This is a genomic window from Bacillus sp. TH13, assembly GCF_016651175.1.
GTDB lineage: Bacteria > Bacillota > Bacilli > Bacillales > Bacillaceae_G > Bacillus_A > Bacillus_A thuringiensis_S.
Map to the genome: position 1 here is coordinate 52,543 of NZ_JAEKEJ010000025.1, position 17,018 is coordinate 69,560.

The window sequence follows — 17,018 nt, forward strand, 5'->3', positions numbered from 1 at the left end:
ACAAAAAACTCTTCTTACGCATATAAGAAGAGTTAAATGTGAATCCATTTCTCCTCATCTTTCAAACGCCTATTGCGTTCGCTGGAGTTAGCACAGTACTTTGATATAGCCTGTTGCTGAGATTTCATCGGGCCAGCCCCTCCATCTCTCTTGATAAGAAAACCAATAAATTTTTCCATTTATTTAGTTGTTATTATGAAGAATACACCTCATTACTAATAATGTCAATAAGAAAACTACGAATTAAATTCAATGCTTTTTTAGACTGTCTTACTCCTATTCATTATATCTTGAGGTGTAATATTGATTGCACAAAAAAGCCATTAATTCTATCAAACTTAGAAATAATGGCTTTTTTATAAAGGTATTATACTTATCTCATTTTATGTACTTCAGCAACTAGCTTTCCACCCTGAATGCCCATATAAAGCTTCACAGGTGCATCATTCGTATTTTCAAATACTAAATCTAAATATGGATATGCAATTGTAGCATCTCTTCCTTGAGGAACATAACCTACCGTTTTAGAATGTGTAGTTCTCTCCACCATTTTCAGGCCAGCTTGATCTGCTGCATTGTATAAAGTTGAAGATGTTTGGCAAACACCACCACCGTATCCATCTACTAATTTACCATCAACTATTTCTTTCCCTAATTGATATCCTTTGTCTGGTGTTGTATCACCGATTAATGAATTAAAAGAGAAACGGTCTCCTTTTGCTAACACAACTCCATTTATGCTCGCTGCTGACAAACGAATATTCTCAATACGGCCACCTGTTGAACCGCCTAAGTTCGTTTCATATCTACCAATTACCGTACCATTTCCTTGCGCATCACTTAATGTTGCGACTGGTTTTTTCTCCACGATCGGCAACTGATACGTAGCATCCCACATACCAACATTTAACAATTTATCTACTAATTCTTTTTCCATTAATTCATAAGAAGGTTTTCCTTCTTGCCAACTTCCATCAGGTGCTATACGTGAAGGAACCATTTTTTTGTCGACGCTTTTTCCAACCTCACCAACAACCTTTGTTACAGACTTTTTAAATTTCGCTTCATCTTCAAAATAGCCTAAACCAGATAAATCTAATTTTTTCACTTCAGTACCAGTTCGACCATCAACTAAACTAATAGTATCCTGTACTTCTGCTTTAGCCTCTACAGTGTGCCCACCAATATCACTTACCAATGCAACATCACTTACTTTTGTACCACAGCCACTCACTACAGCTACACATAACACCCCAACTAATATACCCTTTACTTTACGGAACAATATACTCTCTCCCTTTCCCCAACATCACTATTATGTATTTATTTCATTTTTATGTATGTTTTGTTACAATCATTTTACAATATGTTTATAAAATGTTACAAGTTATTTTTCACTCTATATAAATTACTCTTTTCTTTTACAAATGTCTATACATATTTACATAGAAGTTTGAGTTTGATAGAATTGTAACTTTTATGTAAACTCTCCCTTTTATCCAGTATATACCATTAAGCAAAAGAAATACAAATCAAAAACCCTCAAGCTATTTTTTATAAAATGAAACTTTAATCAGTGGGGTCTTACTGCCCGTTAATGCGGGATAAAGAGAAATCCCATCAACATAAATAGGTATTTGCCGTGCCACCGCTCCGCTTTTGCACATACATTATGGTGAATTCAACCTATTTTAAAGAAATGGAGGATGTTATTATGTATCCCTACAATCCATATGATCCATATAATCAATATGCGTACCAACAACCACAGTATGACTTACAAGCACAATATCAATCTTATATAGATCAAGCAGAGCAAACGAATCCATATGACCAAAATAGACAATTCCAACTTCCAATCTCTTTTCCTGGCACTGGAAATCGTCAATTAGAAAGACGCGTAAATGAGCTTGAACAAAGAGTACGTCAACTAGAAAATACAGTTGAGCGCCATACACGTAGACTAAACCGCTTAAACCAACGTTTACGCACAGTAGAAAACAGACTAAACATTCCATTCGCAGCATTAGAAGACGGATTTTAATCGAGAAAATAAAATTTATATAAGGAAGGGGCTCCCCCTTCCTTATATAAATTGACGAAAGTTTTTTCCATCTCTATACTGATAAGAGTTAATGAAATGAAACAAGGTGATAAATATGGATTTTGAAATAAATTATCTTTCCTTTTATGTTGTACAAGTAGAAGGAAAAGGTGAAGCAGTTGATAAACGCTACAAACATTTTCAAACTTTAGACGCTGAAGAATATGAAGATAGCTCCTTAAAAGAATTTTTGAATGGTGAGTTATTAAAAATATCGAAGCGAAAAGTAGAACGTCATGCAAAAACAGAACAAGCCCCAACAAAAATTGGTCGCTTTATTGTAGAGGAAGGGCACGAACTTGATTCAAACCCTCATTACAACCTTTTTAATCGTATTCGCTTTGCAGAAACAAAAGAAAACTTCAAAGATATGAGCGAACCTCTCGTTTATACATATCTTGACACAAGCGCTGTACGCGGTGGTGTATTTTTAATTGCTCAGGCAAAACTACGCAAATACTTTGATGATCCATTCGTATTCGTAATGAAATGCGACTTCGAACCCAAGGTTGCTTCTATTTCTGATGAATCAACACTGATTCGTAACGTTGAAATGGCCATCACAACAAAGAATATGAAATCTATCCAATATCCGTACATGCCTGAAGAAGGTATGGTTGAAGTAGGCGAACTAAAAATACACCAAGCATCACATGCCCGCTACTTTGAAGACTTCTTAAAATTCGTCGAATATGAACGCTCTATTCCTGAAATTATGAAAACACAAGTAATGGACATGGTATACGACCAAATTGAAGATGTATTTGAAGAAGGTACGGAAGAACGCGAACAATTCGACCAAGCGATGGAAGTATGGGCTGCCAGTCCGAAACGCGAAATTATGGAACAATTTTCAACCGAAGAAGTAATGGAAGCAACCGCTCAAATCGTCGAGCACGCTCCTGAAGTCGAATTAAAACTAAAAGCAGATCATATCTCTGTGAAGGCCCTGCTTGCTGATTTCGGGGATCAAATACATATTGCGAAGGTAAATGACCGATATGTACTTATGATTGAAGCAGACACACTTACGTTTGAAAAAGGCTTCTCTCCTATTGAGTTTCTGAAGCCAGATGAGCTGCAAGATGTGATTGAGCGGATTGAGAATAAGCAGCAGTATAGCTATAGTCCAGAGGGAATTGAATAGAACAACTGCAAAAAACCCTACCTCTTTTATAGAGGTAGGGTTTTTCACATTAATCACGTATTTTCCTATTGCTATCATAAGACAACTTTCTAATGCTATATATTTGATTTAAGGAGGTAAATACATATGATCATTTACCATAATCCTCATTCTTTAACTGAAGTTAGCATGATTCCTATTGAAAAAATAAGTCTATTGTATAATCCACACATTACAAAATCTTATTCTAAAAAAATGAACAGTACTATTGAATATCTTGATATATTTGATTTACTCTTACCAGTCGAAAAGCATCCTCTAAAAGATGAATACATTTTAGTTGGAAAATACGATTGTTACAATTTCATAACTAATAATCCACATATAAAACAAATCCCCTGTATTATTGAAGATTTTACAGAAAAACCTTCACAATACCTCAAAATACTTCGTAGACTTCATAACAAAGGCGATTCTAATAAAACCAATAGACAATTTATTTTAAATAAACTTGAGGAAAATCATTTCCCTCTATTACAAGTTTTAAAACAGACAGGTTTTACTAAAAACGATTTACGGGATTACAATTATAGAGTAACCGTTCCAAAAAACTACATAAACAGCCATACCACTGAAAAAACTATGAATTGGATTAGTGATTTAAAGTTAAAAAGTAATACTAAACAATTTTTATATAAATGTGCAGGTCTTCCAATAGGAAATCATAAAAGATTAACTGAAGAGAAGAAAAAATTCCTACAACATTTCTTTGCACATGCAAAAGGATTTGAAAAATTAACTACTCCTCAACAGATTAACATTCTAACTAACGCCCTAAATTTCAAAGCAATAATGACTGCTCAATTACAGCAACAAATTAATTGCTATTTAATACGATGAATTTAAATTTATGTAGTTAGAAATAGAGGAGAATGTCATTTAACCTCTACATTCTCCTCCATCTCAGCCAAATACTTAATCTGCCGTTCTGCTTTTCGCACTGCCGTACGAAAATGTTTTTTCAGCAGTTCTACTGTATTTTCACTTATATAATATCTTTCCGTAATACTTTCCCACGTGTCACTACTTTCAAATGTACTCCATTCAAAAGAGCGTTCTGTATTTTTCTTTAGTTCTTTAAACACCCATTTTCGCATCTTTTTTTTCGCTTTTTCCGTTAGTTTCCCGTCCTTTACAAGTTCCAGTTCGCCATGTCTTTTGTATCGTTTATGAATATCTCTCTCGCTATATACTTTAAGAAGTATATTTGCTGTATTCTCAGCATCTGCTAGAGCACGGTGCTGTTTCCCTTCCCATGTTAAACCGAGCTGTTCTACTGCAAATTGTAAACTTGGCGTATGTTCAAATAATTCTTCATACGCTTGGAAAACAAATTTTTGCAAATCAATTCTATTTTCTTTTTCTATACTTGGGCATTCAACACCATGTAATGCACAATCATGAGATAGAAAGCGATAATCTTCTTTTCCCCATGAAACAAATATACAATCTTCGCCGATGAACTGAATAAATTTCTCTATAATTTGAGGGAATTTTTCTACACCAATTAAATCTTCCTTTGTAATTCCAGTCAATTTTGTCGTATGACGAGTTAATCGTGCACTTGGTTTTACTAACTCCGAAAACTCTTCAATTATCTTCATTGTACCTATTTCTATTTTTACAGCTCCGATATCAACTATTTCTGACGGATCTTCTGATTTATACGGTCTGAAATTCCTCTCAATATCAAACACAATAAAATGTGTAGCGTTTTTCAATTTATTTACCTCTTTCTAAATTCCTTTTCACACAAACAATCTATTTTCAGTATTTATTTATTCATGTACTTTATACAAAAATACTCCGAATAAATAAATGAAAATTCAGTCTTGTTATGATATGTAAGTAGGAGGACATCTATAAAAATGCAAAAAAAGAAGGGCGAGCCCTTCTTTTTTCAAAAATTACTTCTTGTTTACGTTAGTAGCTTGAGGTCCACGGTTACCTTGTTCTACTTCGAAAGTAACTTCTTGACCTTCTTCTAAAGTTTTGAAGCCTTCGCCTTGGATAGCTGAGAAATGAACGAATACATCTTCTCCGCCTTCAACTTCGATGAAACCGAAACCTTTTTCTGAGTTAAACCATTTTACTTTACCGTTTTGCATGAAAAAAATCCTCCTACAATGTACCTATATGTACATATTCATTTTCAACCACCTTACAATAATAAGCCAGATATTAAAAAACTGCAACCCCTGAGGAGATTTAACATTGCTATCCTCCTCGGAAGTTACAGCTCATTTAAATCTCTATATTATTAAAAGTAAAATGGTTTAAACATACTATATCATATCAATATAATAAAAGTAAAGTTTTTTTCTTAAATTATTTTTTGTTCCCACTGCATTGCTTTTAATTCGCCTGATCCGGCTACTACATAACCATCTTTTTGATTAACAATGCGCCATCCGTGCCCTTTAACTGAATCACATACTGTAACAATACCTTCGTCAAGAAGCACACGGCACACACTACTAATACCCGCCTTATTTTGTGTTGAAGTTGTATATAAAACATGTTGATCTACACTTAAGTCTAAATAACTACTTGCTTTCTGCTCACTTTGACATGTATGCCAATATATTTTTTCACTCGCAATACTTTCATCTATTTTACAATAAGAAATATTCCCGCTAACTCCCTTGCACGATCCACTTGCCGCTACTAAATAAGAATTGTGTAAAGTCAACGCGGAGATCATTTGATTCATCGTAATTTTAATCCTCTTTAATTTACGTGTCTTCAAATCAAAGAGCCAAACACCACCATATTTAGCATGTATTTTCGTACCAATAAATAAGTAATGCTTATATAAAAATAACGATCGAATAGACGGTGCCGCACTGCCATACTCAAGAAACGGATGAATAGTCTCCCATGTCGAACCGAAATTATTAGAAAGATACAGCGTTTTTTCTCCATGAGCAATGACAGTTCCTTGTACATTGCTACATACATTCCAACTCGTTGCTTTTGTTGGAAAACGCTGAATTGTCCAGTTCTCTCCACCATTCATACTACGAATAAAAATCCCTTCGTCACCTACACCATAAACTACATTATCTTCGCTATGTAAATCCCTAATTCGTTTTTGAAAACCATTTAAAATTCGTTTCCATTCTCCGTCTTGTTCAATAAATAAGCCATTATATGTAGTAGCTAACAACAGTTTTCCATCTCTTAACTTTGTAATAGCAGTTGCACTTAACATTGTCTCCACGTTGACACTCCCATTCTTAGAACTTCTCAGCAAATGCAATTGCAAAATTACTGCATTTTTCAACATCCTCTTCATCTTCTGGAGCTAATTCAATTTTCAGCCCTTCTTGTACAAGCTCTGCACCGCGTTCTACAAGACGCTCTTCAAATATCGTTACCGCTTCACAAAATAGTTCATACGCCGTATCACCGGATCCGAATACCGCTACCTTTTTCCCAGCTAAATCTATATTTTCTAAGTCCTCATGAAAATCTTCCGCTTCAAATGGTAATTCACCATCGCCCCACGTATAAGATCCTAAAATGATTCCATCATAAGCTAATAATTCTTCAGCATCCATGCCTTCCATTTCTTGCAATACTACTTCATGATCAAAAGCATCTAAACTAACTTTAATTAAATCAGCAATACTCTCTGTATTTCCTGACATACTTGCATAAGCGATTAAAATTTTTGCCACTTTGGCATCCCCCTCTAACAATAAATGATTCTCATTCTCATTATATTAATAATGAGAATCAATTTCAATTGATTTTTTCTACTTTTATTTACATTTCACATTACTTATTTCAAATAAAGTGAAACTTTAATGAGTGGGAGGTTTGTTCATCCCCCACTCATTATTAGTTGAACCAATCGGACTTTTACGGGCAGCAGGGCCCCCACCTAACTTCTTTGCTTCCGCTGAATTTTGAGGTGGGGGTCTTACTGCTCGGCAAATAGCGGGATAAATAAAAAAGCACAGATGACTATACAATCATCTGTGCTTTTTTATTACTTTTTAAAAATACCAAAAGGCTTTCCTACTGGTAAAACAACTTTTCCGAAGTGTGTATTTAACACTGCTGCTGCTGAACCATAGAACGATAATAATGAAATAAGAAGTTCAGAATATGCTGCTAAATTATGCATTGCGTGCGGCATAACACCTAAAGTACTTAATGAAAGACCAATAAATAAGAAATCAATAAGGACGAAGATCATAAATAATACTTTATGTGTTTCCATTGCACCAATCGTCATAAAGATTGTGAAAATCAAATATCCGATAAAGGCTACACCAAGCTGTTTTGAATCTGCAGCTTGTGCTAATTTTTCGCCAAATACTCCAAGTTGAATTAACCAAGTCATTCCAACACCTAACCAAAATAGGCCGTACGCACCAAATGCTGTCGTACCGAATGTATTGTTATGCTTTGCATCGTGAATGCAAGCAAAGATTTGTGCAAATCCTCCTAAAAAGATTGCCCATGGTAATACAAGTGAAACGCCATCTGTTAAGCCTAACTTTTGAGATGATGCTACAAGTGTTACCATCGCTAATCCAAATAGACCAATTCCAGATGGATCCGCTGTTGTCATTTTCACATGATGTGTAGTAGTTTGATTGCTCATATAAACCTCCTGATTATAAACATACTCGAATACAATACTTAAATCAGAAGCCTATGTCAATGGTTTTTTTTGTATGTTGTCAGACGTTATATTTTATAATGATTAAATATATTTCCGACTACTTCATAAGGTTTTATATTCACTTTTTCCAACTCTTTTATCGGTATCCATAACGGAATATAACTTCCTCTACCTTCCCGCTGAAATTCCTCAGCTGTTCCGTTTCCGAACACTCCGCCTGTAATATAGGCAGCATAATAATATTCATTTCCTTTATATTTTACCTTTGCAATAAGGTGCTCCACTTTTATATGTACCCCTAATTCTTCGTATACCTCTCTTTTCGTTGCTTCTTCAGGCGTTTCACCTTCCTCAATCCCTCCTCCAGGAAAAACATAATATGTTTCCTCTTCTCGAATACGTTTTATAAGAGCGATTTTTCCTTCCTGTACAATGATAGCCGCCCCGCGATTTCTTATCATGTTATTACCTCAATTCGAATCGCGACTGTTCCCCACTTTTTTTCTTGTTCTTTCGTATATATTTTGTATGTACTTTCTAACATTTCCTCTAAACTATCATTTTCACAATCCAATAATTTTTTATCGATTTGTTCATACATAGCTTTAAAGCTCTCGTATCGCTTTATTTCCGTTACTTTTACCGTCATCATTTCTGTTGTCGTAAGATTCGTAAATACGATTTCATCGCCTTTGTTTATTAGTTGACGTTTTTCATCGTATAGGCGTACTTCATATACTTTTTTTCCTGATTGAATTGACTGAAACGGTTTATTATATAAACCCATTTCGTATCGCATACATCCCACTCCCTTTTGTTCATTTCACCTATAAATACAGTTCACATTACTACATCTTGCATATAATATTCCATACGTATCGCTTAATTGAGAAAGGAGGCTGAAGAAGCGTGTTATATTTAAATCAAAAACCTGAATATAATAAATATGATATTGGTGATTATACTTATAGTAAAGTAGGGCCAACCATTTTTTCTTGGAACGATGAAACAAAATTAAAAATAGGTAAGTTTTGTTCATTAGCAGAAGAAGTCGTTTTCATACTTGGCGGTGAACATCGCGCAGACTGGATAACAACTTATCCATTTAATGCACTTTTTGATGAAGGAGCACATATTACTGGTCACCCTTCTTCAAAAGGTGATATCGTAGTCGGCAATGATGTATGGATTGGTTATCAATCCTGCATTTTATCTGGTGTTACAATTGGTAACGGGGCCATTATCGGCGCCAGAAGCGTTGTTACAAAAGACGTACCCCCGTATGCAATTGTAGCTGGTAATCCTGCAAAATTTGTTCGATATCGTTTCCCGCAAGAAACGATTGACAAACTAGAGAATCTCGCATGGTGGGACTGGGACATTTCTGTTATAAAAGGAGCCATTCCATTACTACTCTCCGACAAAATCGACGAATTTTTCACCTCGCCCGAAAAAGAATCTACATGATAAATACAGAAAGAGCATCCGGAAAAAAGGATGCTCTTTCTGTATTTATTTTTTATTTATTTTTTATTTATTTGCAAATGATTACACGGAGAACATTGAAATGGAATTTTATCTAAGCAATTAAAGTTTGTTTCGCAAATTTGTTCAATCGTTGGAACAAATGGAATGACAACTATGTTACTTTCTACTATTTGTGTAACAGGTGGCAATACTGTGCCTACTTGATGTTCAAAACGAATACTCGCTTGATTTATATAATTTCCTGAACCATTTGGCGCGCTCTGTACTGCTACTTGGAACGAAACTGTCCTTGCTTCACCAGGATTTAAACTTCCGATAAGAAACCCTACTGCCGGGCTTACATTCGGCACTGGCGTATTATCAACCGTTACACTTCCAGGAACAAATCGAACACTACTATCTAACATATCTTGAAAACGAATATTTTGCATTACAGTATCACCCGTATTTGTGATGACTGTCGTAAACGTAATGACATCTCCAATTGTTGCTGCCTGTAAATCTGCCGTTTTTACGACTGTCGTTGAGACATTTTGAGGAATAAACGGGATAACAACTGTATTACTATCACCTTCAACTACTACTGGCGGCTCATTCGGATTTACAGTTGCGAGCCCATTCGCTGTAGCAGTATTTGTAACTAAATTATTTACTTGCCCTCCTGTTATTACAACTTGGAAATTAATAATTGCTGCATCATTTGGCTGAAAATCACCTAACGGAATACCAGTATTCGGATTAGCAAATGGAAGAGGTACATCATTTACCGTTACCGTACCATTTATAAATAGCGTATTCGGATCAATGATATCTGTTAACACAATATTGGTCACAGGAACTGTACTATCATTTATAACAGCGATTCCGTAAGTGACAACATCCCCTATCATTGCTACTTCAAAGTTTGCTCCTTTTGCAACAAATAAGATTGCAGTATTTACCGTTACAATAACTGTATTGCTCGTGTCCATCACTGTAACTGGCGGCTCTCCTGGTACTAAAATATATTCTGCTAACGCTCCAGCAACGTTTACTACTGTTCCACCATCCGGAAAACTTGTAATCGTAGCTTCATATGTTACAAGTGCCGTCTCACCAACTGGTATATCAGGTATCGTAAATCCAATCTGCGGATTTAACCCCGGTTGCGGAACCCCATTTATCGTTACACTATTTGGGACGAAATCAGCTTCCTGAGATAGCACATCGATAAATTGAACATTCATTGCATCAGCAGTACCAGTATTTAATATACGAACAGTATACGTTACCTTTTCTCCTACGCCAACAACTGAATGATCTACTTCTTTTAGCATATCTAAGCTGCCTCTATTTACCGGCGTAACCGTCGTATTACTTGAATTTGTAATTGTAGACGGAGGTTCTCCTGGAATCAATTCGAAATCACCCGTTACTCTTGCTGTATTCATAATGCTACTAGAAGGCGGAACTGCGATTACATTTACTTCAAATGTAATTAATACGCTATCCCCTACTGCAAGATCAGGCAATGCAAAGCCTACAAATGGATCTAAACCTACTTGCGGAATCCCATTTATTTGTACACTTCCAGGAACGAATTCTAAACTAGGTGATGGAACATCGATAAACTGAACATTCGTTGCTGTTACCGTTCCCGTATTTGTAACTTGCACACTATACGTTAACGTATCTCCTAATCGTGTCGCTTCTTTATTTACAGATTTTATAACGCTGAATCGTCCTCTATTCACTCTAGTTATCGTCGTATTACTCGGCTCTGTTACTACAACCGGTGGCTCTCCTGGCACTAAAGTAAAGCTTCCTGTTATATTTGCAACGTTCGTAATTGTTCCTGATGACGGGATGTTTGTAACTGTCGCTTGAAACGTCACTATAACTGTTTCACCTACCGGTATATCTCCAACTCCAAATCCAGTAATCGGATTTAAGTTTGGTTGCGGGGCTCCATTTATCGTTACACTATTTGGTACAAATGACGCCCCTGCTGAAATGGTATCAACAAACTGAACATCATTAGCTGTTACTGTTCCTGTATTCGTTATTTGAATCGTATACGTTAATATATCTCCAACGAGAGTAGCAACCCTATTTACTTGTTTAATAACATTAAATTGCCCTCTATTTACAGTTGTAAGCGTTGTATTACTCGGTTGGTTTACTATAACTGGTGGTTCTCCTGGTACTAATACAAAACTTCCCGTTACATTTGCCGTATTGGCAATTGTTCCGTTTGTTGGCACACTAACAACAGTTACTTGGAATGTGACTTCTACACTTTCACCTGGATTTATATCTGGAAGCGGGAATCCATTATTCGGATTGAATCCAGGTTGTAACACACCGTCTATCGTTACACTGTTCGGCACGAATGCTATAGAGGAAGGTAATACATCACTATATTGAACATTCGTTGCTGGCACTGTCCCTGTATTTTGAACAACTGTTGTATATGTGATTGTATCGCCTACTGCAACAACCGGCTGACTTACTGATTTTAAAACATTCAAACCAGGCTCATTGATTTCTGTTAATGTCGTATTACTTGTCGTTGTTTCCGTAATAGGCGGTTCTGTTTCACTTACAGAAAAAGTAGCTGTAACGTCTACAAAGTTAACAATCGTTCCACCTTCTGGTATGCTTGTAACCACTTCCTGATATGTGACGAGTACAAAATCATCTACAGGTATATCTGGAACTGTAAAACCAATGAAAGGATCTAATCCTGGTGCTGGTACCCCGTTTATGCTCACGCTTCCTGGTACAAATGCTACACCGGCGGAAGTAGTATCGATAAATTGAACATTCATCGCTGGCACTGTTCCGAAATTAAAAATCAATACATCATACGTTAATATTTCTCCTACAGTCGCTACTTCTTTATCTACTAGTTTCAATGGAAAAATCGAAGCTATATTAATTGTCGTAACGACTAAATTCGTTAATATCGTTTCCGTAATCGGTGGTTCCTGCGGATTTGGTTGTGAAGTAAATGTAACGTCTGCATCATTTAATATGACTTCATTATCTGGAATTTCTGTAATCGTCACTTGGAATGTTACCTCAATACTTCCACCAGCAATTAATAATGGCGTAACTGCAAATCCTATTTCTGGATTTAAACCAAGTTGCTGCACTCCACCTATCGTTACACTATTTGCGACAAATGTTGTTCCTTCTGGAATGACATCTTGGAAGAACACATCTGTAACAGGGATAATCCCTACATTCGTTATTAGCACAGTATACGTTAATACATCCCCAACAGCCCCAGTTGCAACATCAACTGTTTTTGTTGCTGTTACTTCACCAGGAGGAGGTAATGGGATTGTAACTACCGTTGTATTACTTGAGTTCGTTGTTGTTACAGGTGGTTGTAAAGGATTTAATAAGAAAGTGGCTGTAGCAGATGCTGTATTTAATACTGCTCCACGTGTAGACGGTGCAACTACCGTAACTTGGAACGTTACTGTCAAGGATGTTCCAGCTACAATATTAGGAAGTGGGAAACCAACATTTGGGTCAAATCCAGGTTGTGGCGTTCCATTTATCGTTACACTATTTGCTACAAATGTTGTTTCTAACGCAATTGGATCAATAAAAGAGACATTCGTTGCTGTTACTGTACCGTTATTTCGAATGGCAACAGAATACGTGTAAGTTTCTCCAAGTGCTGCTTGTTGTACAGATGAAGATTTTTGTATATTTAACTGTGCTGTGTTTACTTGCGTCACTACAAAATTACTATTTGTAACAGTCGTTATTGGAGGGTTTGCTGGATTTATAAGAAAACTTGCAGTAACGTTCGATTGGTTTCTTATATTTCCACCGCTCGGAACACTCGTCACTGTAACTTGAAACGTAATCGTAGCCGTTTGCCCGACCGGAATATTTGGTACCGGGAAACCTGCCATAGGATCCGCGCCTTGCTGTACGACTCCATTTATCGTCACACTATTTGCTACAAAGGCAGTACCAGACGGAATTGGATCTTGAAAAACAATATTCGTTGCAGAAACAGTTCCTGTATTTTGAATAAGAATCATATACGTTAACGTATCTCCTACACCTGCTTGTGGTGTATTTACACTTTTTATTACATTAATTGATCCTACATTCACTCGTGTCACAACGGTATTACTAATTGTTACAATTGTAATTGGCGGCTGCAACGGGCTTACTTGAAAATCGGCAGTGACATTTGCATTATTCGGAAGCGCCCTATTTGGTGGTACACTCGTGATTGTCACTTGAAAAGTGACCGTCACCATACCTCCTACTGGAATATTAGCAAGTGGAAATCCAGTTGTTGGGTTTAAACCTGGTTGAGGTGTCCCGTTTATTGTTACACTATTCGCTACAAACGTTGTTCCAGATGGAATCGGATCAAGGAATGATACATTTGTCGCTACTACCGTTCCACTATTTTGTATAGCAACTGTATATGTTAGTGTATCTCCTACACCTGCTTCAGTAGCACTTACACTCTTCATTACATTTAGCCCTGAGGAATTCACAACTGTCATAACAGTATTACTTGGAACCGTCACAGTAATTGGTGGCTCTGTTGGATTTACAAGGAAATCTCCAGTGACATTCGCATTATTTACAACATTATTTCCTTGGGGAATTTCATCAATTAACACTTCAAACGTAACAATTAGATTCGTGCCAGTAGGCAAATCATTTAATGGGAATCCAAGTTCTGGATCTACTCCTTCTTGTAAAACACCATTAACAAATACACTGTTTTCAATAAATAATGTCCCTTGCGGAATTGAATCTTGGAAAAATACATTTGTAGCTGGTACACTACCTGCATTTATGATTTCAATTGTATATACTAAAACATCCCCTACCGTTGCAACATCCGTATTCACTGATTTCACAACTTCAAAGTTCCCTGATTGTACAGTTGTATTCACAATATTACTCGGAACATTGATTGTTACGGGTGGTTCACTCGGATTCACTTGAAAACTTGCTGTTACATTTGCTTGATTTAAAATATCTTCATTTTCTGGATCCTGTACAATTAATACGTCAAATGTGACTACAACTGTTTGAGCCGCAGGAATATTAGGAAGAGGAAATCCAGTATTCGGATTCAATCCACTTTGTGTTACTCCATTAATTGTTACAGAATTTGCAACAAATGAGACAGCGGTAGAAATGGCGTCTTGGAAAACCACATTTGTTAACGGAACGTTTCCTGTATTTTGAACGGCAATGGTATATGTTAAAGTGTCCCCTACTGCCGCTTGTGTTGTATTCACTTCTTTTATTACATTTAAACTTCCTGTATTAACTTGTGTCACAACCGTATTCGTTAGTCTATTAATCGTCACTGGCGGCTGGTTCGGAATAACGACGAAATTAGCAGACACATTTCCGCGATTCGCAATCGTACCGCCTGACGGCGTAGATGTTACTCGTACTTGAAATGTAACAGTCCTACTTCCAGCAGGAGATATATTGGCTACCGTAAACCCAGTCGCTGGATTTGCCCCAGGTTGTAAAACCCCGTCCACAGTCACACTATTTGCGATAAATGTCGTTCCAATTGGAATCGGATCTTGAAAAATAACGTTCGTCGCAAGTACATTTCCTGTATTTTCAATTGTAACAGTGTACGTAAGAACGTCATTCACTGTCGCAAAAGCTCTATCCACTGTTTTTCTCGTTCTTATATCAGCTATATTGATAGTCGTAACTACAGTATTACTTGTCGCTTGCCCTGAAACTGGTTGTTGACCAGAAACTGGAGTAAAGGTAAATGTTGCACTTGCACGATTGGGAATTGGATTGACAAGAGGATTAGATGTTACTCGAACTTGAAAGCGCACTACAGTCGTTTGCGAAGCATTAATACTTCCTAGATTAATACTACTTGCTGGATTCGCTCCTGGACGTGCTACGCCATTCACTGTAACGCTATTTGCGACAAATGTTGTTCCAGCAGGTATACTATCAACAAAAAGAACATTGTTTGCAGTAACGTTTCCATTATTTGTGACATTAACTGTGTACGTTAATACATCATTAATTGTTGCGGTCTGTAAATCTACAGATTTTTGCATACTTATAGTTGCTTGATTCACTGTCGTTTGTACTGTATTTGAAGAAGACATACTAGTAATAGGTGGACTACCTACAAAAGGACGGAATTGATATGACACCATTGCACGATTTGAAATAGGATTTGGGTTTGGGAACGATGTTATTCGCACTTGAAATGTAACAACTCTTTGCGTGTTATTTGGGAGTGTGCCTAAATTAATTCCATTAGCAGGGTTCGCATTCGGCTGTGTTACTCCACCTACTGTTACACTACCTGTAACAAACGTCGTTCCGTTCGGAATACTGTCTTGTAATATAACATTTTCTGCGCTTCCTGTACCTGTATTAGGAACTGTAATTGTGTAGGTAAGAATATCTCCAACTCCTGCAACTGTTCTATTGACCGATTTAACAGGATTAATAATTGGCCCCGTTGCATCAATTTGAACCCCAAAACCAGCTGCAGCATATCCATCTCCATTAGTAACGAATCGAACCGTTGCTGACGTTTGATTATTTACTAATGATGCAGAGGCATTTACATTTGTAATATCCCACCCTTGTCTTCGAACGGCTAAAGCTATCCCTAAAGGCTGATTCAAATCTCCAAACGTTCCAGTGGTATCTAACTCTCCAATGTCGTTACAAATTTGTGACTGAAAGAAATTATTTGCGGGGTTTCTCGGGCCGGATAATGCAACTGTAGCATTTGCATTCGGTCCAAAGCGAAGTTGATCTCCAACAATGTTAGAATCACCTTCTTGAGCAGTTACGAGCACTCGTCCTGTTACAGCTCCTGTAGCTGGAGTAGCAAATCCTGAAATAGTAGCATCAACTGGTGGTGATGAAGCATCAATAATTTCTTGACCTGCATATACTGACAAATTTCGAAGTGGTAAACTGGCATTTTGATACACAACCTCAAGCGTCCATCCAGTTGAACGACTGATTGTTGGGTCGGCTGAAGTTCTTGCAGCTGGCACAGCACCCGTTGTATATGTTCCTGCTCCACCTGCACTAACAAGATTCGTTACATTGGCAGAGCGAGCATAATAAAACTGATTTCCTACTGAACCTTGCTGCGCGGTAACAGGATCTGGCGTAACAGAAAACGTTCCTGCTGGCGTTGTGAATGTAATGTTATCATTTAAAAATGGTAACACATCTTCCGTATCAGTCCGGAAAGTACCAGCCCAAACTAATTCTGCATATAACACACTGCTTCCCGCTGGAAGATTTAAAATTGCACTTGAAGAATTCAATTGCCATTCATCTGTTGTCCCTGCTGGGAATCCTGGTACTTGTAGCGCTGTATTTACTGTCGTAAACACAGCAAGTGTACCAAAAATATTACCTGGTGCAGGTGATGTAGGGCTAAGTCCCAGCGTATTCCCAGTGAACGTGACGGCACCAGGTACTGTTGTCGTAAAACGATTTATAAAAGGCACACAATCATCTCATTTCATTTATAGTAAAAAGTGCTCTATACTATAAAATGTAGACAACCTATGGGATGTACGTTGTCCAACAAAATTCCGCAC

13 protein-coding genes and 1 riboswitch are annotated in these 17,018 nt (G+C 36.9%); of the genes, 4 read left to right on the top strand and 9 right to left on the bottom strand.

Translation table 11 applies throughout. The annotated features are described in order from the left end of the window. Window positions 1–51 precede the first annotated feature (51 nt). Window positions 52–160, bottom strand: a riboswitch (SAM riboswitch). Window positions 161–373: 213 nt separating this feature from the next. Continuing rightward, window positions 374–1,285 carry a VanW family protein gene (locus JFU02_RS08525; RefSeq protein ID WP_000488994.1) on the bottom strand — a complete coding sequence of 304 codons (912 nt, stop codon included), beginning with the start codon at window positions 1,283–1,285 and terminating at the stop codon, window positions 374–376. 429 nt (window positions 1,286–1,714) lie between these two features. On the opposite strand from JFU02_RS08525, the gene JFU02_RS08530 reads away from it, so the two are divergent. The 3 genes from JFU02_RS08530 to JFU02_RS08540 all read left to right on the top strand — a co-directional run bounded on the left by JFU02_RS08530 (window position 1,715) and on the right by JFU02_RS08540 (window position 4,130). Beyond that, window positions 1,715–2,044, top strand: a complete 330-nt coding sequence (locus JFU02_RS08530; RefSeq protein ID WP_000283711.1) for a hypothetical protein — start codon at window positions 1,715–1,717, stop codon at window positions 2,042–2,044. 115 nt (window positions 2,045–2,159) lie between these two features. After that, on the top strand, window positions 2,160–3,251 hold the full coding sequence (locus JFU02_RS08535) for a DUF3900 domain-containing protein (protein ID WP_061665755.1): 1,092 nt from the start codon (window positions 2,160–2,162) through the stop codon (window positions 3,249–3,251). Between the two features lie 126 nt (window positions 3,252–3,377). Continuing rightward, window positions 3,378–4,130 carry a hypothetical protein gene (locus JFU02_RS08540; protein WP_061665756.1) on the top strand — a complete coding sequence of 251 codons (753 nt, stop codon included), beginning with the start codon at window positions 3,378–3,380 and terminating at the stop codon, window positions 4,128–4,130. 35 nt (window positions 4,131–4,165) lie between these two features. Here the strand turns inward: JFU02_RS08540 and JFU02_RS08545 are convergent, their stop codons facing one another. The 7 genes from JFU02_RS08545 to JFU02_RS08575 all read right to left on the bottom strand — a co-directional run bounded on the left by JFU02_RS08545 (window position 4,166) and on the right by JFU02_RS08575 (window position 8,728). After that, window positions 4,166–5,011 (bottom strand): exonuclease, encoded by an 846-nt coding sequence (locus JFU02_RS08545; RefSeq protein ID WP_000786411.1) that lies wholly within the window; start codon window positions 5,009–5,011, stop codon window positions 4,166–4,168. A 186-nt stretch (window positions 5,012–5,197) separates the two neighbouring features. Then, window positions 5,198–5,398, bottom strand: coding sequence for a cold shock-like protein CspB (gene cspB / locus JFU02_RS08550; RefSeq protein WP_001179150.1), 201 nt, complete (start codon window positions 5,396–5,398; stop codon window positions 5,198–5,200). Window positions 5,399–5,613: 215 nt separating this feature from the next. Continuing rightward, window positions 5,614–6,513: a WD40/YVTN/BNR-like repeat-containing protein gene (locus JFU02_RS08555; protein ID WP_000449490.1), complete on the bottom strand. Its 900-nt coding sequence runs from the start codon at window positions 6,511–6,513 to the stop codon at window positions 5,614–5,616. Between the two features lie 16 nt (window positions 6,514–6,529). Continuing rightward, window positions 6,530–6,973 (bottom strand): flavodoxin, encoded by a 444-nt coding sequence (locus tag JFU02_RS08560; RefSeq protein ID WP_001062758.1) that lies wholly within the window; start codon window positions 6,971–6,973, stop codon window positions 6,530–6,532. Between the two features lie 314 nt (window positions 6,974–7,287). Beyond that, window positions 7,288–7,908 carry an acetate uptake transporter gene (locus JFU02_RS08565; RefSeq protein ID WP_000070938.1) on the bottom strand — a complete coding sequence of 207 codons (621 nt, stop codon included), beginning with the start codon at window positions 7,906–7,908 and terminating at the stop codon, window positions 7,288–7,290. A gap of 86 nt (window positions 7,909–7,994) precedes the next feature. After that, complete coding sequence (locus JFU02_RS08570) at window positions 7,995–8,390, bottom strand: NUDIX hydrolase (protein ID WP_000620828.1); 396 nt, start codon at window positions 8,388–8,390, stop codon at window positions 7,995–7,997. Beyond that, window positions 8,387–8,728 carry an ASCH domain-containing protein gene (locus JFU02_RS08575; protein ID WP_001268349.1) on the bottom strand — a complete coding sequence of 114 codons (342 nt, stop codon included), beginning with the start codon at window positions 8,726–8,728 and terminating at the stop codon, window positions 8,387–8,389. Before JFU02_RS08575 ends, JFU02_RS08570 begins: the two co-directional genes overlap by 4 nt. Window positions 8,729–8,838: 110 nt before the next feature. Here JFU02_RS08575 and JFU02_RS08580 point away from each other — a divergent pair, with 110 nt between their 5' ends. Continuing rightward, complete coding sequence (locus JFU02_RS08580) at window positions 8,839–9,396, top strand: CatB-related O-acetyltransferase (RefSeq protein ID WP_000966307.1); 558 nt, start codon at window positions 8,839–8,841, stop codon at window positions 9,394–9,396. A 56-nt stretch (window positions 9,397–9,452) separates the two neighbouring features. On the opposite strand, the gene JFU02_RS08585 is transcribed toward JFU02_RS08580, so the two are convergent. Beyond that, window positions 9,453–16,925, bottom strand: coding sequence for a DUF7507 domain-containing protein (locus tag JFU02_RS08585; protein ID WP_201070785.1), 7,473 nt, complete (start codon window positions 16,923–16,925; stop codon window positions 9,453–9,455). Between the last annotated feature and the right edge of the window lie 93 nt (window positions 16,926–17,018).